This is a genomic window from Pseudomonas sp. P179 (genome assembly GCF_000478485.2).
Classification (GTDB): domain Bacteria; phylum Pseudomonadota; class Gammaproteobacteria; order Pseudomonadales; family Pseudomonadaceae; genus Pseudomonas; species Pseudomonas aeruginosa.
Genome location: NZ_KI517355.1, coordinates 47,200 through 64,591, shown reverse-complemented (window position 1 = coordinate 64,591; position 17,392 = coordinate 47,200). Strand labels below are relative to the sequence as shown.

At 67.5% G+C, this 17,392-nt stretch carries 19 protein-coding genes; 10 read left to right on the top strand and 9 right to left on the bottom strand.

Features of this window, described 5'->3' with window-relative positions:
• Positions 1-47: 47 nt before the first annotated feature.
• Positions 48-383 carry a hypothetical protein gene (locus HMPREF1224_RS40635; protein WP_003121973.1) on the bottom strand — a complete coding sequence of 112 codons (336 nt, stop codon included), beginning with the start codon at positions 381-383 and terminating at the stop codon, positions 48-50.
• A 304-nt stretch (positions 384-687) separates the two neighbouring features.
• On the opposite strand from HMPREF1224_RS40635, the gene HMPREF1224_RS40630 reads away from it, so the two are divergent.
• Complete coding sequence (locus tag HMPREF1224_RS40630; RefSeq protein ID WP_003111315.1) at positions 688-2,277, top strand: ABC-F family ATPase; 1,590 nt, start codon at positions 688-690, stop codon at positions 2,275-2,277.
• Positions 2,278-2,362: 85 nt separating this feature from the next.
• Here HMPREF1224_RS40630 and HMPREF1224_RS40625 read toward each other — a convergent pair whose 3' ends face one another.
• Together HMPREF1224_RS40625 and azoR2 are read right to left on the bottom strand one after the other, a co-directional pair.
• On the bottom strand, positions 2,363-2,629 hold the full coding sequence (locus HMPREF1224_RS40625; protein WP_003088334.1) for a hypothetical protein: 267 nt from the start codon (positions 2,627-2,629) through the stop codon (positions 2,363-2,365).
• 106 nt (positions 2,630-2,735) lie between these two features.
• Entirely contained in the window at positions 2,736-3,344 is a 609-nt protein-coding gene (azoR2, locus tag HMPREF1224_RS40620) for an FMN-dependent NADH-azoreductase AzoR2 (RefSeq protein ID WP_003088332.1), read from the bottom strand.
• Positions 3,345-3,492: 148 nt separating this feature from the next.
• Between azoR2 and HMPREF1224_RS40615 the strand changes: the two genes are divergently transcribed.
• A complete protein-coding gene (locus tag HMPREF1224_RS40615) occupies positions 3,493-4,428 on the top strand; it encodes a LysR substrate-binding domain-containing protein (protein WP_003119152.1) in 936 nt (311 codons plus the stop codon).
• Between the two features lie 10 nt (positions 4,429-4,438).
• Here the strand turns inward: HMPREF1224_RS40615 and HMPREF1224_RS40610 are convergent, their stop codons facing one another.
• Positions 4,439-5,161: a DUF1294 domain-containing protein gene (locus HMPREF1224_RS40610; RefSeq protein WP_010794088.1), complete on the bottom strand. Its 723-nt coding sequence runs from the start codon at positions 5,159-5,161 to the stop codon at positions 4,439-4,441.
• A gap of 70 nt (positions 5,162-5,231) precedes the next feature.
• A complete protein-coding gene (locus HMPREF1224_RS40605; RefSeq protein WP_003113476.1) occupies positions 5,232-6,065 on the bottom strand; it encodes an undecaprenyl-diphosphate phosphatase in 834 nt (277 codons plus the stop codon).
• 283 nt (positions 6,066-6,348) lie between these two features.
• Here HMPREF1224_RS40605 and pnuC point away from each other — a divergent pair, with 283 nt between their 5' ends.
• The 8 genes from pnuC to HMPREF1224_RS40565 all read left to right on the top strand — a co-directional run bounded on the left by pnuC (position 6,349) and on the right by HMPREF1224_RS40565 (position 12,718).
• Positions 6,349-6,924: a nicotinamide riboside transporter PnuC gene (gene pnuC / locus HMPREF1224_RS40600; RefSeq protein WP_003088324.1), complete on the top strand. Its 576-nt coding sequence runs from the start codon at positions 6,349-6,351 to the stop codon at positions 6,922-6,924.
• Positions 6,921-7,448 carry an AAA family ATPase gene (locus tag HMPREF1224_RS40595; RefSeq protein WP_003450281.1) on the top strand — a complete coding sequence of 176 codons (528 nt, stop codon included), beginning with the start codon at positions 6,921-6,923 and terminating at the stop codon, positions 7,446-7,448. Before pnuC ends, HMPREF1224_RS40595 begins: the two co-directional genes overlap by 4 nt.
• Positions 7,449-7,750: 302 nt before the next feature.
• Entirely contained in the window at positions 7,751-8,239 is a 489-nt protein-coding gene (locus HMPREF1224_RS40590) for a hypothetical protein (RefSeq protein WP_003113478.1), read from the top strand.
• On the top strand, positions 8,236-8,805 hold the full coding sequence (locus HMPREF1224_RS40585) for a hypothetical protein (RefSeq protein ID WP_003111321.1): 570 nt from the start codon (positions 8,236-8,238) through the stop codon (positions 8,803-8,805). The genes HMPREF1224_RS40590 and HMPREF1224_RS40585 overlap by 4 nt, the downstream gene beginning before the upstream one ends.
• Before the next feature lie 56 nt (positions 8,806-8,861).
• The gene (locus HMPREF1224_RS40580; RefSeq protein ID WP_003121980.1) at positions 8,862-9,884 is read left to right on the top strand and encodes a hypothetical protein; all 1,023 of its coding nucleotides are present in this window, start codon (positions 8,862-8,864) and stop codon (positions 9,882-9,884) included.
• Positions 9,885-9,945: 61 nt separating this feature from the next.
• On the top strand, positions 9,946-10,626 hold the full coding sequence (locus tag HMPREF1224_RS40575; RefSeq protein WP_003117395.1) for a C39 family peptidase: 681 nt from the start codon (positions 9,946-9,948) through the stop codon (positions 10,624-10,626).
• 13 nt (positions 10,627-10,639) lie between these two features.
• Positions 10,640-11,392: a hypothetical protein gene (locus tag HMPREF1224_RS40570; RefSeq protein WP_003121981.1), complete on the top strand. Its 753-nt coding sequence runs from the start codon at positions 10,640-10,642 to the stop codon at positions 11,390-11,392.
• Positions 11,393-11,452: 60 nt separating this feature from the next.
• Positions 11,453-12,718 (top strand): transporter, encoded by a 1,266-nt coding sequence (locus HMPREF1224_RS40565; protein WP_003088309.1) that lies wholly within the window; start codon positions 11,453-11,455, stop codon positions 12,716-12,718.
• Between the two features lie 116 nt (positions 12,719-12,834).
• Here HMPREF1224_RS40565 and rbsK read toward each other — a convergent pair whose 3' ends face one another.
• From rbsK to HMPREF1224_RS40545, 4 genes are read right to left on the bottom strand one after another with little or no spacing between them, the layout of a single operon-like run.
• Positions 12,835-13,761 carry a ribokinase gene (gene rbsK / locus HMPREF1224_RS40560; protein ID WP_010794087.1) on the bottom strand — a complete coding sequence of 309 codons (927 nt, stop codon included), beginning with the start codon at positions 13,759-13,761 and terminating at the stop codon, positions 12,835-12,837.
• A gap of 53 nt (positions 13,762-13,814) precedes the next feature.
• The gene (locus tag HMPREF1224_RS40555; protein ID WP_003119158.1) at positions 13,815-14,828 is read right to left on the bottom strand and encodes a LacI family DNA-binding transcriptional regulator; all 1,014 of its coding nucleotides are present in this window, start codon (positions 14,826-14,828) and stop codon (positions 13,815-13,817) included.
• A gap of 3 nt (positions 14,829-14,831) precedes the next feature.
• Complete coding sequence (locus tag HMPREF1224_RS40550; RefSeq protein WP_003088303.1) at positions 14,832-15,830, bottom strand: ABC transporter permease; 999 nt, start codon at positions 15,828-15,830, stop codon at positions 14,832-14,834.
• A 23-nt stretch (positions 15,831-15,853) separates the two neighbouring features.
• Positions 15,854-17,386, bottom strand: coding sequence for a sugar ABC transporter ATP-binding protein (locus tag HMPREF1224_RS40545; protein WP_010794086.1), 1,533 nt, complete (start codon positions 17,384-17,386; stop codon positions 15,854-15,856).
• Between the last annotated feature and the right edge of the window lie 6 nt (positions 17,387-17,392).

Here is a 17,392-nt window from a genome sequence, read left to right as displayed (position 1 = left end):
ACAATATCGGCGGCACCGGGCATGGGCATTCCCTCCGGCGGGATCGTTCAGCGCGTCTCGCAGGCCTGCCGCTGGCCTTTGGCCGGCGTGTACAGGTAGCCGGGCGTGTCGCCCGCCTGGCGGTACAGGACCGAACCGTCGCTATAGGAAATCGCGCTCAGCGCCTGGCCATCGGCGAGGCTGCGGACATCGCCGCCCAGCGACTGGACGCTGCTGCCGTCGGGCAGCTTGAGACTGGCGAAACCGTCGATCACTTCGAGTTTGCCGAAGTCTCCGCAGCGCAGGGCCAGCGACCCGGAAGCCGCCTTCCGGTCCGACGACGAATCCCCGCAACCACCCAGCAGCGACAGAACCAACAACGCGGGGAGAACAGCGGGCTTCATCGGGGAGTCCTTTGCGGATGAGCGGAAGACGGGACTCTACCACCTGCCGGGCGGCGGGAAAAACCGCTTCGGCGTACGCTGTCATGCAACGGCAGGCGCACCTGTGAGACAATTCGCCGAATGCCAGGCATCACACCCCGCCTTCATCGCGCTACAGCCACGTCATGACGCTGGCTGCGGCACTCCACGAATGCCCGCAGGATCGACCCATGCTCCAGATGGAGCGCAGCGGAAAGCCGAGAACCGGTAGCAGACCGGTATCGCCACGGTCCAGGCGTGCGTAAGTCCTCTATAGGTAAAGAAGTTGATCTCCACCGCGAATATCACCATGCAGTTCGGCGCCAAGCCGCTGTTCGAGAACGTTTCCGTCAAGTTCGGCAACGGCAACCGCTACGGCCTGATCGGCGCCAACGGTTGCGGCAAGTCGACCTTCATGAAGATCCTCGGCAACGACCTGGAGCCGAGCGCCGGCCAGGTCATGCTGGAACCCAACGTGCGCCTGGGCAAGCTGCGCCAGGACCAGTTCGCCTACGAGGACTTCAGCGTCATCGATACGGTGATCATGGGCCACGAGGAACTCTGGGCGGTGAAGGCCGAGCGCGACCGCATCTACTCGCTGCCGGAAATGAGCGAGGCAGATGGCATGGCGGTGGCCGAGCTGGAAGTCCAGTTCGCCGAGTTCGACGGCTACACCGCCGAGTCCCGCGCCGGCGAGCTGCTGCTCGGCCTGGGCATCCCGCTGGAGCAGCACTTCGGCCCGATGAGCGCCGTCGCCCCCGGCTGGAAGCTGCGCGTGCTGCTGGCCCAGGCGCTGTTCTCGGACCCGGACGTGCTGCTGCTCGACGAACCGACCAACCACCTGGACATCAACACCATCCGCTGGCTGGAAGGCGTGCTCACCGCGCGCAACAGCACCATGATCATCATTTCCCACGATCGCCACTTCCTGAACAGCGTCTGCACCCACATGGCCGACCTGGACTACGGCGAGCTGCGCCTGTTCCCGGGCAACTACGACGAGTACATGACCGCCGCCGAACAGGCCCGCGAGCGCCTGCTGTCGGACAACGCCAAGAAGAAGGCGCAGATCGCCGAGCTGCAATCCTTCGTCAGCCGCTTCTCGGCCAACGCCTCCAAGGCCAAGCAGGCCACCAGCCGCGCCCGGCAGATCGACAAGATCCAGCTGGAAGAGGTCAAGCCGTCCAGCCGGGTCAGCCCGTTCATCCGCTTCGAGCAATACAAGAAGCTGCACCGCCAGGCGGTGACCGTGGAAAACATCAGCAAGGGCTATGACGGCAAGCCGCTGTTCAAGGGCCTGAGCCTGCAGGTCGAGGCCGGCGAGCGCGTCGCCATCATCGGCCCCAACGGCATCGGCAAGACCACCCTGTTGCGCTGCCTGGTCGGCGACCTGCCGGTGGACGGCGGCGAGGTGAAATGGACCGACAGCGCCGACGTCGGCTATTTCGCCCAGGACCATGCCGACGACTTCGCCGACGACATGAGCCTGTTCGACTGGATGGCCCAGTGGACCCAGGGCGGCGAACAACTGGTGCGCGGCACCCTCGGCCGCATGCTGTTCTCCAACGACGAGATCAAGAAGTCGGTGAAAGTGATCTCCGGCGGCGAGCAGGGCCGCATGCTGTTCGGCCGGCTGATCCTCAAGCGCCCCAACGTGCTGGTGATGGACGAGCCGACCAACCACCTGGACATGGAGTCCATCGAGGCGCTGAACCTGGCGCTGGACAACTATCCGGGCACGCTGATCTTCGTCAGCCACGACCGCGAATTCGTTTCCTCGCTGGCTACCCGCATCATCGAGCTGGGCGAGAACGGCGTGACCGACTTCAGCGGCAGCTATGACGACTACCTGCGCAGCCAGGGCGTGATCGTCTGAGCCCCCGTCGCGCAACGCAAAAGCCCCGCATCCGCGGGGCTTTTTCATTCCGGCATGGACGCGCAGGGCCTATGGGGAGCGCGACTCAGTCGACGTAGCCGGCCATCATCGCCGCGCGGGTCGCCAGGCGCTGGCCCTCGGCGATCTTCTCGCGCTGTTCGGCGGTCAGCTCGCGGGGCGGGTGGTCCTTGATGTAGGCAGCCACGTTCACCCCGATGTAGACGATCAGGGCGGCGGCGATCAGGACGTTCTTCGGATTGATGTCCGAGCGCCGCTTGCAGGCTTCGCAGATGCCGTTCTCGACGAGACGGGTCGCTCGGGCGCCGCAGTTGCGGCAGTAACACGCGCTCACAGGCCGGTTCCTTGTGCTTGTAATTGTCCGGCCAATCTACACGCAGCGCGCCGCTGCGCACAACGCGAAAACCCCGCCGAAGCGGGGTTTTCCGATGACGCGGGGATCAGGCCGCGGCGAACTGCCCGGCGATCTGCCGGCGGGCGGCGGCGATGGCCTGGGCGCGGGGCTCCTCGCCATAGGCCAGGCCTTCGGCGCGAACCACTTCGATATCGGTGATGCCGAAGAAACCCAGCACGGTGCGCAGGTAGCCTTCGTGGGCCGCGCCGGTCGGCTGGCCGGCATGCACGCCACCGGCGGTGGAGACGATCACCACTTTCTTGTCGCCGGCCAGGCCAACCGGGCCGTTCTCGGTGTAGCGGAAGGTCTTGCCGGCGACCGCGATGCGATCGATCCAGGCCTTGAGCTGGCTGGAGATGGTGAAGTTGTACATCGGCGCGCCGATTACCACGACGTCGGCGGCGAGGAACTCTTCCAGCACTTCTTCACCCACCGCGACTTCATGCTTCAGCGCGGCATCGCGCAGCTCCGCCGGGGTGCTGCCGGCGGCCAGGGTCAGGGCGGAGAAATGCGCCACCGCGTCGGCGGCCAGGTCGCGGTAGGTGACGTCAAGCCCGTCTTCGTTCTGCCGCCAGGCCTGGACCAGCTCGGCGCTCAGTTGGCGGGAAGCGGAGGCGTCGCCGAGGATGCTGGAATCGATATGCAAAAGTTTCATGTCTCGCTCCTGAAAGTGGGGGATCGCAGTGTGGCGATCGAGTGGTTTGCATCCTACCGGCAAGGCCAATCGACGATTAGTCGGTAGAAACATGACTATTCGTCCCACACATAGGACAATCTGTTTTTCCCCCCAGCGGAGCGCCTGCATGCCCCACGACCTCAACGACCTCTACTACTTCGCCAAGGTGGTGGAATGCGGCGGCTTCGCCGCGGCCGGACGCGAGACGGGGATTCCCAAGTCGCGCCTGTCGCGGCGCATCGCCGAGCTGGAGGAGCGCCTTCAGGTGCGCCTGCTGCACCGCACGACACGCAAGCTGGCGCTCACGGAGGTCGGCGAACGCTACCTGCAGCACTGCCGCAACCTGCTGCTGGAAGCGGAGATGGCCGAACAGGTGATCGCCGAGCTGAGCGTCGAGCCGCGTGGCCGGCTGCGCCTTTCCGCACCGGTGGCCATGGCTTCGAGCAACCTGGCCGACCTGTTGCCGCGGTTTCTCGAACGACACCCGCAGGTCCAGCTGGAAATCCTCCTGACCAACCGCCGGGTCGACCTGCTCAACGAGGGGGTGGACGTGGCACTGCGCGTGCGCGAACTCGGCGACGAGGACCCTGCGCTGGTCTGCCGGCGCCTGGCTCCGGCGACCACGCAGATCCTCGCCGCCCCGTCGCTGATCGCCGGGCGTCGCCTGGAACATCCGGAAGACCTCGAAGACCTGCCCTTCCTCGGCGCTATTCATAACGACCGCAAGGTCCACGCGACCCTGATCGGGCCGGATGGCAGCCGCTACCAGTTGGAACGCGAACCGCGCCTGGGCGTCGACGACTTCGTCCTGCGCAAGAAAGCCGCCGTGGCCGGCCTCGGCGTCACCCTGCTGCCCGAAGGCTACTGCGACAGGGAACTGGCCGATGGCAGCCTGGTGCGCATCCTGCCGCAGTGGACCTTGCCGAAAAGCACCATGCAGGCCGCCTACCTGCCGCGCAGCAGCCAGATTCCGGCTATCCGTGCCTTGATCGACTTTCTCGTGGAAGCCCTGCAACGCCCCTCGGGCGAGACCGGCCCGGCCTACCGCCGCGCCCGCGAGTGAGCCGCGCCGTTCAGCCGATCCGCTGCAACAGCGCGGCGGACAGGCGCCCGCCGAGCAGGCTGTCGAGCCAGAACGACTGGTGCAGCAGGACGATGCCCCAGAACACCAGTTGGAACGAGAGCTTGCGGGTCTTGTGGCGGAATACCTGCTGCGCGACCAGCGCGCCAGGCCAGCCGCCGAGCAGCTCGAACAGGTGCAGGCGGACCTCCGGGGTACGCCAGTCGCCGCGTGCGGCGCTGCGCTTGTCCCGCCAGTAGAGGGCGAATGCGAGCAGGCTGGCCAGCGGATAGGCCAGCAGCGGCCAGAGGGCCTGTCCGTCCAGGTACATCCGCCAGGCGCCAGCGGCCGGCAGCACGCAGAGGATCAGCAGGACCAGCAGCTCCGCCAACGGGCGCTGCAACGCGCTCGGCGGAGTCGGCGCCGGCCGCGCCTGGGCCCGCGTCACCGGCGCCTGGGCGCCACGGCGGACAGTTGGCGGATCGATGGTCAGCGCGTCCAGCCGCGCCCTCTCGGCGCGCAGGCGGCCCTGGGCATCCTGGCTGGCGAGAAACCACACCTGGTCGCCCTGGCGGGGACGGCGGTCGCCGCGGAACGCGGAGATATGCAGGAAGACTTCTTCCCCGCCGCTCTTCGGCAGGATGAAGCCGAAGCCCTTGTCGTCATACCAGCGGCTGATCATGCCCGGCTTTTCCATATCCACATCCACTCGCTCGCTACCCGTTTCGCGCTGCATTCTAGCCACCCGCGGCGGCCAGACGAAAAAAGGCGCGGCTCGCGCCGCGCCTCTTGCCTGTTCCCGGGCCTCACACCTCGCCGGCGGTGCTCCAGTCGATCAGGTGGAATTGCCAGGTCGCCAGGATCAGCAGGCCGAAGGCGATCCGATACCAGGCGAAAGCCGCGTAGCTGTGGTTGCCGATGAACTTCAGCAAGGCACGCACCGCCAGCATGGCGAAGACGAACGAGGTGACGAAGCCGACGGCGAACACCGGCAGGTCCTCGGGGCGGAACAGGTCGCGGTACACGTATCCGGAATAGACCGCCGCGCCGACCATGGTCGGCATCGCCAGGAAGAACGAGAACTCGGTGGCCGCCTTGCGCGAAAGGCCGAACAGCAGGCCGCCGATGATGGTCGCGCCGGACCGCGAGGTGCCGGGGATCATCGCCAGGCACTGGGCACAGCCGATCTTCAGGGCGTCCTTCCAGGTCATGTCGTCGACGTGTTCGGCGCGGATCACATGCTTCCGGCGCTCGGCCCAGAGCATGACCACCCCGCCCACCACCAGCGCCAGGGCGACGGTGATCGGATTGAACAGCCACTCGTGGATCAGGTCGGCGAACAGGACGCCGAGGACTACCGCCGGGAAGAACGCGATCAGCAGGTTGGCGGTGAAACGCTGGGCCTGGCGCTGGCTCGGCAGGTCACGGACGACTTGAAAGATCTTTCCCCGAAATTCCCAGACGACAGCGAGGATCGCCGCCAGCTGGATGATGATGTTGAACGCCTTGGCGCGTTCGCCGCCGAAGCCGATGAGGTCGGCGACGATGATCTGGTGCCCGGTGCTGGAAATCGGCAGGAACTCGGTCAGCCCCTCCACGACGCCCAGGATGAACGCCTGGAAAGCAGTCCACCACTCCATGTTTCTCCCCCTTCTACTACTGTCCCGAACGAGCTTTCGTTGTTCTCGGCGATACACTCGCCGTCTTTTATGAAGGCCTTACGACTCCGAAGAACCCGACCAGTTCCCCCACTGCCGAAGTCGAAACCGGCGGGCATGCTACCAGAGCGGCCGGCCAGGAATCTTGGAATTCTTGCCAGCCGGCGTCTGAACAAATCTGTCCGCGCCCGTCCCCTCCGCCCTGGTCTTCGCGAAGCGCCGGATACATTCGCTACAATGCGTCCTCGTCGCATGAGGGCCTTCCGTGTCACCCCTTGAACTCTTCGCCGCTTCGCTCGGCGCCATCGCCGTCTACCTGACCGTCCGCCAGAATCCCTGGTGCTGGCCTATCGGCCTGGTGATGGTGGCGCTCTACGCCTGGATATTCTTCGAGGTGAAGCTTTATTCGGACATGCTCCTGCAAATGGTCTACGCGGCGCTACAGCTCTATGGCTGGTGGCAGTGGACCCGCGGCGGGCAGGACCACGACGGCCGCTCGGTGAGCCGCCTGAACGCCGCGCAGCGCCTCTACGGGCTCGGTGCGGGCCTGGTCGGCAGCGTCGCGCTCGGTTACCTGATGGCCAACCACACCGATGCCGCCAGTCCCTGGTGGGACGCCGGATTGACCGCCTTCAGCCTGGTGGCGCAATGCTGGATGGCGCAGAAGCGCCTGGAATGCTGGGCCCTGTGGATCGCCGTAGACGTGCTGTTCGTGGCGCTCTTCGCCAGCAAGGCGCTGTACCTGACCGCCGCCCTCTACGCCCTCTTCACCCTGCTGGCGATCCACGGCTGGCGGACCTGGCGCCGCGACCCGGCATTGCGCGAGGGCGTCGCCGCATGAAGGTGCTGGTACTCACCGGGCCCGAATCCAGCGGCAAGAGCTGGCTTGCGGAGCAGCTCCAGGCCCGCTTCGGCGGCCGGGTGGTCGGCGAGTACGTCCGCCACTTCATCGACGAACAGCGCCGCGACACCTGCTACGCCGACATCCCCGCCATCGCCCGCGGGCAACTGGCCTGGGAGGAGGCCGCTCGCGCGGAACGGCCGGCGCTGCTGATCCTCGATACCCACCTGCTGAGCAACATCCTCTGGAGCCGGATTCTCTTCGGCGACTGTCCGGACTGGCTCGAACCCGCCCTGCTGCGGCGGCGCTACGACCTGCACCTGCTGCTCTCGCCGGAAGGCGTGGCCTGGAGCGCCGACGGCCAGCGCTGCCAGCCGGAACTGGCGCAGCGCCAGGCCTTCCACCGCGAATGCCAAGCCTGGCTGGAGCGGCATCGGCAGCCCTACCGCGCCATCGCCGGCGACTGGGCCGAGCGCCGGCGCCAGGCTTTCGCCGCAGTGCAAGGACTGCTCCAGGACGGCTGAAGGGCCGGCCCTGTCACGCCAGCGATACACCGCCAGCACAGTCCGGCCCTTGGCGCAGAGCGTTTCGCGACGGCGCCGCGGAAAGCTGTCTCGGCGCTGAAACAGCTCCGGGCGCTTCCCCGGCAGGCTTGACCCCATGGTCGGCGGGCCTGCTGTTGCACGGATGCAACACTGTCCGCCAGGTTCCCCCGGCGCTCACCTCCAAGCCCTTGATTGACAAGGAAAACGCAAAACCGGCACGCCCCATGCTCGCTCCCTGCCAACGCTGATTAGGGCTCAGCGCCAACGAAGGAAGCGCCATCATGTCGGGGAGTTCGCTACGCATCGTCGTTCCAGCGCTGCTGGTCATCGTCGGCTCCGTGCCGGTGAGCCTCCCCGCGCATGCGGCGGACGGTACGATCGTCGTCCAGCGCCAGGTCCAGCCACGGGTCGCCTACCGTCCGAGCATGGTGCCCGACCCACATCCCACCGTCGTCGACACCAACGTCTCCGCCGAGGTCAACGCCCTCGCCAACGGGGCGGCCAGCGGCAATACCGTGAGCCGCGAACTGGGCGATGCCGACTTCGCCATCGTGACCAGCGGTTCCGGGATTCGCAGCATGATTCTCACCGGAAGCGCCCTGCCGGGTTTCGCCAGCCAGCCGGCGAACCCGGCGACGGTCCAGGCCGTCGGCAACCTCGGCACCACCCACGGCGCGGGAGGCGGCGCCGGCGCAGGCCTCGCCGGGCAGATCAACGGCAGCCTCAAGCAGGGCCTGGCACCGCTGCAGATGCTCGGGGGTGGTCAATGAAGCGCCTGTCCGCCCTCCTCCTCGCCTTCGCCTGTATCGCGTCGCTCCAGGCCGACCCGCTGGCCTCACGCAATCGCGCCAGCATCGATGCCAGCGGCACCTACCGCGGCAACTTCGCCCTCAACCAGGCCGCCGGCGACGCCCAGCAACAGAGCAACGTTCGTGTCGTCGCGGTCGGCTCCGCGGCCCTCGTCGGCAGCGACCAGCGCCAGCATCTGCAACTCGACGCCAGCCAGCCGATCGCGGCCAGCGCCAGCATCTCGGGGGCGGCGCTACGCGGCAGCGGCATCCTCGGCGTCAACCAGGGCGCCGGCCTCGGCAACCAACAGATCAACGCCTTCCGGCTGAGCGTCAGCAACGGCCCGGAAAGCCTGGATGACAGCGTTCTCGCGCAAAGCGTGGCGCTGACCAAAGTCTCCGGTTCGGCCACTCCGGTCCCGGGAGGACGCAGCGTCTCGACGGACGATCGCGCCTTCGCCGGGAGCAGCGGCGTGGTGCAGGTGAACCAGAGCGCTGGGGTGGGCAATCAGTCGATGAACACCCTCAGCGTCAGGGTCATGGAATGACTCTGCCAAGCCAACACAAGCCCAACACTAAGCACAGAAATGCAAGGAGAAACGCCATGAAAGCGACTATGGTCCTGACCCCGCTGGCCCTGGCAATGGCTGCAGTGCTGTCGGTATCGGCCTACGCCGGAAACGAAGGTGGCTGGCACCCGCCGAAACCCAACCCGCAGTCGAACAACAAGGGCGGAGCCACGGCCCTGGTGGTGGATACGCAGCAGAACTACAACAACAAGGTCAGCAACTTCGGCACGGTGAACAATGCCTCGGTGAGCGGCTCGATCAAGGATGCCTCGGGCAACGTCGGGGTCAACGTCGCCGCCGGCGACAACAACCAGCAGGCCAACGCCGCCGCGCTGGCCAGCGCCGACGCCAGCTTCGTGTTCGGCACCGCGACCGCCAGCACCAGCGTGCTGCAGAGCGGCTACGGCAATACGCTGAACAACTACTCCAACCCCAACACCGCATCGCTGAGCAACTCGGCCAACAACGTCTCGGGCAACCTGGGCGTGAACGTCGCCGCCGGCAACTTCAACCAGCAGAAGAACGACCTGGCCGCCGCCGTCTCCAACGGCCAGTACAGCACTGCCGGTAGCGCCGCGTCGCAGACCTCCACCGGCAACACCACCGTCAACAGCGCCAACTACGCCTATGGCGGCACCTACGTGTCGCTGAAGCTGAACGCCGACGGCAGCTACAAGGGCACCTCCGACCAGATCGGCGATGTCTACCTCGACACCTGGGAAGGCCAGACCCATCCGGGCGGCAGCAATACCGGCCACATCGACGTGGACAGCCAGGCCCAGGGCGCCAAGGACCTGAACCACGACGGCGGCGCGTTCGCCTTCAAGGAAAAGGGCGACGTCGACCTGAAAGGCACGGTGTCCGGCTTCATCCCGGCGATCGTCGGCTTCAAGACCCCGGTCACCAACAACGCCAGCCTGAGCAACTCGTTGCAGAACGTCTCGGGCAACGTCGGGGTGAACATCGCCGCCGGTGGCGGCAACCAGCAGAGCAACTCCCTGTCCATCGCCGCCGGTTGCAGCAGCTGCCCGGCCGGTGGCGAGAGCCTTGGCTTCTGATCCTGGCCCAGGGGTTCCGGCGCCAGCCGGAACCCTTTTCCATCCGACACAGGAACCGGCCATGCGCACGCTCATCCTTTCCCTGCTGCTGCTCGTCGACCTCACCGCCCAGGCGGCGACCCTCGGCTTTCCCGCCCTGCCCGGCGGCGGCCTGGTCTACAAGCAGGTGCAGAGCATCCGCGAGCGGCGCTTCGCCGACCTGGTCGAGCAGAAGACCGATTTCAGCTGCGGCGCCGCGGCCCTCGCGACCATCCTGGAGAAGGCCTACGGCGCCCCGCTCGACGAGCAGGCGGTGATCCAGGGCATGCTCGCCCACGCCGACCCGGAGATCGTCCGCACCCAGGGCTTCTCCATGCTCGACATGAAGCGCTACGTCGAATCCATGGGCATGCGCGCGCGCGGCTACCGCATCGAGGCGGCGCAACTGGAACAACTGAAGATACCCGCCATCGTGCTGATGGAAATCCGCGGCTACAAGCACTTCGTCGTCCTGCAACGCACCCAGGGCGAGTACGTGTACGTGGGTGACCCGGCGCTGGGGCACAAACGCTACGCGCTGACAGAGTTCGCCAAGGGCTGGAACGGCATCGTCTTCGCCGTGATCGGCCAGGGATACGACCGCGGCAATCCGCTGCTGACGCCGCCCGAGCCGCTGACCGCGCGCAATCGCCTGGACCGCTTCAAACCGGTCAGGGACGCCGAACTGATGGAATTCGGCTTCATCCAGAGCGATTTCTTCTGATCGCAGGAGCCGGATGCTCCGGGAGCACGCCATGTACACGCACCACTGCTTCGTCCTCGCCTGCTGCCTGGGCGCTGCGCTGCCCGCCCCCGCCAGCGACCTCTTCGCCCCCGCCGAACTGAGCGACCAGGAGCTTTCCCAGTTGCGCGGGCGCTACGTGCTGCCGGGGCGGATCGTCAGCTTCGGGGTGACCATGAGCAGCACCTGGCAGAACGCCAGCGGCCAGGTCCTCGGCGCACGCGTCGACCTGCAGGTGCGGCAGAACCTGGCGCGCCCGGTCCTCAACGTCACCCTGGTCGATCGGCCAGGCGACGCCCCGCCACCCGTCGCCGGCAACGGCCAGGTCCTCGGCGGCGCCGGACTGGCGCAGACCCAGGGGGTCAGCCAGAGCATCCGCACCGCCGGCGACCACAACAGCGCCAGCAATGGCGTCAGCATCGAGGTCCGCCACGGCGAGGCGCCGCCGCCACTGCCGGGCGGCACGCCGCTGGAAGGTGCGCTGGCCCTCAGCGGCGAGGCCGGCACGGTCAAGGTCACGCCGAACGGCGGCGCCCTGCAACTGGCGATCCAGGCCAGCGGCCAGGGCGCCAGCCTGCAAAGCCTCGGCGCCGGCGGCCTGGTGCAGAGCGTGGCGCTCAGCGGAAACCGCAACCTGGTGCAGAACCTGGCGGCGCTCGAGGTGATGCTCAAGGACCGGCCGGGCGCCGATCCGGCACTGAATTGCGCCTGGGAGCAATTGCGCGCGCTGCGCCCCAGCGGCTACTGAAAGTTGATCTAGTCTGAAATCACTGTGCTATCGGAAGGCCATAAAAACGGAACGGCAAACATGACCCAGACACTCTCGCTGCGAGCTGTCCTCTGCGCCACCACCCTGGTTTCCCCGTTCCTGGCGCAGGCCGCGACGGAGTCCGAGGTCGAGGCGCTGAAGAAGGAACTCCTGGAGCTGCGCCAACGCTACGAGGCCCAGCAGAACGCCCTGATGGTCCTCGAACAGCGCGTGCGCCAGGTCGAGGCGCAACCCCAGGCGCCGCAGCCGCAACGCCTGGTCAAGTCGATCCAGCCGCCGGCGCAGGCGCGCAACGACGCCAACGCGGTCGCCGGCACCTACGGCGCCAGCCTCAAGGACGATGGCGCGCCCGCGCCCAGCGTGGAAAACATCTACCAGGACGCCAGCGGCTTCTTCGGCGGCGGCACCTTCAGCCTGGAGACCGGCCTCACCTACAGCCACTACGACACCCGCCAGTTGTTCCTCAACGGCTTCCTGGCGCTGGACTCGATCTTCCTCGGCAACATCGGCGTGGACCAGATCGATGCCGACATCTGGACCCTCGACCTGACCGGCCGCTACAACTGGAACCAGCGCTGGCAGGTGGATATCAACGCCCCGGTGGTCTATCGCGAATCGACCTACCAGTCCGCCGGCGCCGGCGGCTCGACCTCGCAGATCACCGAGAAATCGGTGACCGGCGACCCACGCCTGGGCGACGTCAGCTTCGGCGTCGCCTACAAGTTCCTCGACGAAAGCGAGAGCACCCCGGACGCGGTGGTCAGCCTGCGGGTCAAGGCGCCCACCGGCAAGGATCCCTACGGCATCAAGCTGAAGCAGGTACCGGGCAACAACAACCTCAACGTGCCCGACGACCTGCCCACCGGCAACGGCGTCTGGTCGATCACCCCGGGCATCTCGCTGGTGAAGACGGTGGACCCGGCGGTGCTGTTCGGCAGCCTGTCGTATACCTACAACTTCGAAGAGTCGTTCGACGACATCAACCCGCAGCAAGGCGTGAAGACCGGCGGCAAGGTCAAGCTCGGCAACTGGTTCCAACTCGGCGTCGGCGTGGCCTTCGCGCTGAACGAGAAGATGAGCATGTCGTTCTCCTTCTCAGAGCTGATCAGCCAGAAGAGCAAGGTCAAGCAGGACGGCCAGAGCTGGCAGACCGTCAGCGGCAGCGACGCCAACGCCGGCTACTTCGGCCTGGGCATGACCTATGCGGTGAGCAACAGGTTCAGCATCGTGCCCAGCCTGTCCATCGGCATCACTCCGGACGCGCCGGACTTTACCTTCGGCGTGAAATTCCCCTACTACTTCTGAGGGGCCACCGTTCGAGCCTGGGCATGCCCTACCCCTCGAAGGGATGCGTGAGCCTGGGAGCGATCCTCGCCTAGCTGCGCAGGCGTTATCCGCCGGTAGCAACGGCACCGTCCCTCTCAAGCCTCGCCAGCGAGCGCCCGCTCGACTTCCTCGCGCGAGGGGATCGAGGTCTGCGCGCCGAGGCGGGTCACCGAGATCGCCGCGGCGGCCTGGCCGAAACGGATCGCCGCCGCCTCGTCGAGGCCGCGCGCAAGGGCCGCGGCGAAGCCACCGACGAAGGTGTCGCCGGCCGCCGTGGTATCCAGCGCCTTGACCCGCGCCACCGGGAAATGCTCGACCCGCCCCTCGCCCACCAGCAGGGCGCCCTGGGCGCCGAGGGTGATGATCACCCTGCCGGCGCCCATTTCGCGCAGGCGCTCGGCGGCACGCCCGGCGCTCTCCAGGGAGTCCACCGGCAGGCGGCAGAGCAGTTCGCTTTCGGTCTCGTTGGGGACCAGGTAGTCCACCAGCGGCAGCCAGTCCGCCGGCACGTCGCGGGTGGCCGGCGCCGGGTTGAGGATCACCGTCTTGCCCAGCGCATGGGCCCGGCGCAGCACATGGCCAACCGTCTCCAGCGGGCTTTCCAGCTGGCAGACCACCACCTGCGCCTGCTCCAGCAAGTGTTCGTGGCGCACCAGCACGGCCGGCGACAGGTGGCCGTTGCCGCCGGCGACGATGACGATGGCGTTCTGGCTGCTGTCGTCGACCACGATCAGCGCCACCCCGCTGGACTCCCCGGCCACCCGCTCGACGCCCTGGCAGTCGATGCCCTCGGCCTGCAGCGCGCGGTACAGCTGGTCGCCGTAGGCATCGTCGCCAAGGCAGCCGATCATCGCCACCCCAGCGCCGAGACGCGCCGCGGCGACCGCCTGGTTGGCGCCCTTGCCGCCGGGAATGGTGGTGAAGGACTGCCCGGCGAGGGTCTCGCCGCCCCGTGGCAGGCGCGGCGCGCGCACTACCAGGTCCATGTTCAGGCTGCCCACCACCAGTACTTTCGCTTGCATCGTTGCGTCCTTGTTCCAGCCTCTCTCTAGCGAGGGCGCCCCCGGCGCCCGGTTCAGACCCGCACCAGCGGCGGCGCGGTGGATTCGCGCAGGACCAGCGCCGGCGCCACCACCCGCCGCTGCATCGGCTCCTCGCGCTCGGCGATGCGTTGCAGCAGCAGTTGCGCGGCGATCTCGCCGAGCAGGCGGATCGACTGGCCCACGGTGGTCAAGGCGGGAAACACGAAGCGGCTCAGCTCGATATCGTCGAAGCCGATCACCGACAGTTCGTGCGGCACCCTGATATTCAGCTCGGCCGCGGCGCGCAGCACGCCGATGCCGATCATGTCGTTGCCGGCGACGATCGCCGTCGGTCGCTCGCCCTCGCCGCCCAGCAGGCCGAGCGCCGCGTGGTAGCCGCCGGGGCTGCTGAACTCGCTTTCCAGCAGCCACTGCGGGCGCACCTCCAGGCCGGCCTTGGCCATCGCCCGCCGGTAGCCCTCGACCCGCAGCGTCGAAACCTTGGTCGACAGCGGCCCGCCGATGCAGGCGATGTCGCGATGGCCCAGTTCGAGCAGGTGGCGGGTCGCCAGATAGGCGCCCATCTCATGGTCGATCTGCACCCGGTCAGCTTCCACGCCTTCCACCTCGCGGTCGACGATCACGGTCGGCGTGCGCATGTTCGCCAGTCCCTTGGCCAGCGCGCCGTCGCCGCCGGCGGACGCCAGGACCAGGCCGTCGATACGTTTCTCCTGGAGCACGCGCAGGTAGTTGGCCTGCTTCTGCGGGTTGTCGTCGGAGTTGCAGAGGATCACGCAGTAACCGTTGCGCTCGCAGCAATCCTCGATGCCGCGCGACAGCTCGGCGAAATACGGGTTGGTACTGTTCGGCACCAGCAGGCCGATGATCGAGGTGGTGCGCACCTTCAGCGAGCGCGCCACCGCGCTGGGCACGTAGTGCAGCTGCGCGATGGCGTCCTCGACCTTCTTGCGCACCGCGTCGCTGACCGGCCGCGTCCTGTTCACCACATGCGATACGGTGGTGAAGGAAACCCCCGCCATCGCCGCCACGTCCTTCATTGTCGCCATCGTTCAGCCCTGTCTGCGGGCGCGATGGCTGCGGTAGGTATCCAGCACCACCGCTACCACGATCACCGCCCCGGTAATGATTCGTTTGGTCGGCTCCGACGCACCGATCTGCGCCAGCCCCGCCGCCAATACGGAAATGATCAGCACGCCGAAGAAGGTGCTGACCACCGAACCTCGCCCGCCCATCAGGCTGGTGCCGCCGATCACCACCGCGGCGATGACCTGGAGTTCCAGGCCGACCCCGGCGTTGGGATCGGCCGCTTCCAGACGCGAGATCTGGAACAGCGCGGCCAACCCGGCGAGCAGCCCCATCAGGGCGAATACTGCAATCTTATAGGGTTTCGGGTTCACACCGGCCAATCGCACCGCTTCTTCGTTGGTACCGATGCCGATCAGGTAGCGGCCGAACACCGTGCGGGTGAGCACCGCCTGGGCGGCGAACATCACCAGCAGGGCGATCACGAAGGCCGGCGAGATGCCGAACGCCAGCGGATTGGACAGCCAGGCATAGGCGTCGCCGATATAGGCCGTGCGCGAGTCGGTCATCTGGTAGGCCAGCCCACGGGCCATCTCCAGCACCCCGAGGGACACGATGAACGAGGGAATCCGCCAGGCCACCGTGATCGAACCGGTGACGCAGCCGGCCAGGGTCGCGCAGGCCATCCCGAGCATCGCCGCCGGCAGCACGCCCCAGCCCCAGCCGAGCGTCGCCAGGCTTACCGCCGAGGCCGCCAGGGCCAGCACCGAACCTACCGAGAGATCGATGCCGCCGACGATCAGGATGAAGGTCATGCCCACCGCCAGCACCACCAGGTCGGGGATCTGGTTGGCGATGGCGAGGAAGGTGCCATAGCTGAGGAAGTGGCTGCTCAGCGCCGAGAACAGCGCGATCATCGCCAGCAGCGCGCCGGCCAGGCCGAGGTAGGTGCCCAGGCCGAAATAGTTGCCGCGTCGCAGGGTTGGCGCTGCGGCGGCGGTAGCGGAAGACGTCGGGTCGCTCATTTCTGGTTCCTTGCGTTGCGTATTCACGACGTCGCCAGCAGCGCGTCGCGTTTCTTGTAACCGGCGAAGGCCGCCGCCAGCAGCGCGTCCTGGGTCCAGGCATCGCGCTCGAAGGTGTCCACCATACGTCCCGCCGAGAGCACGCCGATGCGATCGCAGATCAGCATCAGCTCGCGCAGGTCGCTGGACACCACCACCAGCGCCTTGCCCCGGCGGGTCAGTTCGGCGAGCAAGGCATAGATGTCGAACTTGGCGCCGACGTCGATGCCCCGGGTCGGCTCGTCGAACAGCAGCACCTGGCAGTCGCGTTCCAGCCAGCGGCCGATCACCACCTTCTGCTGGTTGCCGCCGGACAGTTCGCCCACCGCCTGCGCGGTGTCCGCGCAGCGCACCCGCAGCGCCTCCACCTGGCGCCGCGCCAGGGCTTCCTCGCGGCGCCGGTCGATCACCCCGTGGCGCGCCAGCGCCGGCAGGTTGCCCAGGGCGAGGTTGGCGCTGATCGACTGGTCCAGCAGCAGGCCCTCGCCCTTGCGGTCCTCGGTGATCAGCGCCACCCCCTGGCGCACCGAGTCGGCCGGCGAACGCAGGCTCAGGCGCTGCGGCGGATCGCCAAGCAGGACCTGCCCACCGTCGGCACGGTCGGCGCCGTAGATCAGGCGCAACAATTCGGTGCGCCCGGAGCCGATCAGTCCGGAAATGCCGAAGATCTCCCCCGCGCGCACCTCGAACGACACCTCATGCACCTTGCCCCGCCGGCTCAGCCGCTCCACCCGCAGCAGCGGCGCACCGGTCTGCCGTGGGCCCAGGTCGAAGCGCTCACCCAGGTCGCGGCCGACCATCAGGGTCACCAGTTGGTCGGCGTCGTAGCGCTCGATCGGCTCGACGCAGACCAGGCGGCCATCGCGCAACACCGCGATGCGCTGCGAAATCCGCGCCAGTTCCTCCAGTCGATGGGAGATGTAGACGATCGCCACGCCGCGTTCGCGCAGCCGCTCGACCTGCTCGAAGAGCATGTCCACTTCGCGCGCGGTAAGCATCGCCGTGGGTTCGTCGAGGATCAGCAAGCGGCAGTCGCCGATCAGGTTGCGGGCGATCTCGACCATCTGCTGGTGGCCGATACCGAGGTCGCCGACCAGCGTGTCGGGATCGATCGCCTCCAGGCCGACCTGGGCCATCGCCTCGCGGGCCGCCGCGCGCAGGCGCCGACGGTCGATCCAGCCGGCGCGCCGGGGCAGGTCGTGGAGGAACAGGTTCTCCGCCACCGACAGGGTCGGCAGCAGGTTCAGTTCCTGCATCACCATGCGCACGCCCAGCCCCTCGGCCTCGCGGCGGCTAGCGGGGGCGTAAGGCCGGCCGAGGAGCTCCAGGCTGCCGGCGCCGGGACGTTCCAGGCCGCCGACGATCTTCGACAGGGTGCTCTTGCCGGCGCCGTTCTCGCCGGTCAGGGCCAGCACCTCGCCGCCGAACAGTTGCAGGTCGATCTCCGCCAGCACCGGCTGCGCGTAGGTCTTGCCGACCCCGCGGATGCTCAGCAGCGGCAATGCGTCGCTAGACATGGGAAG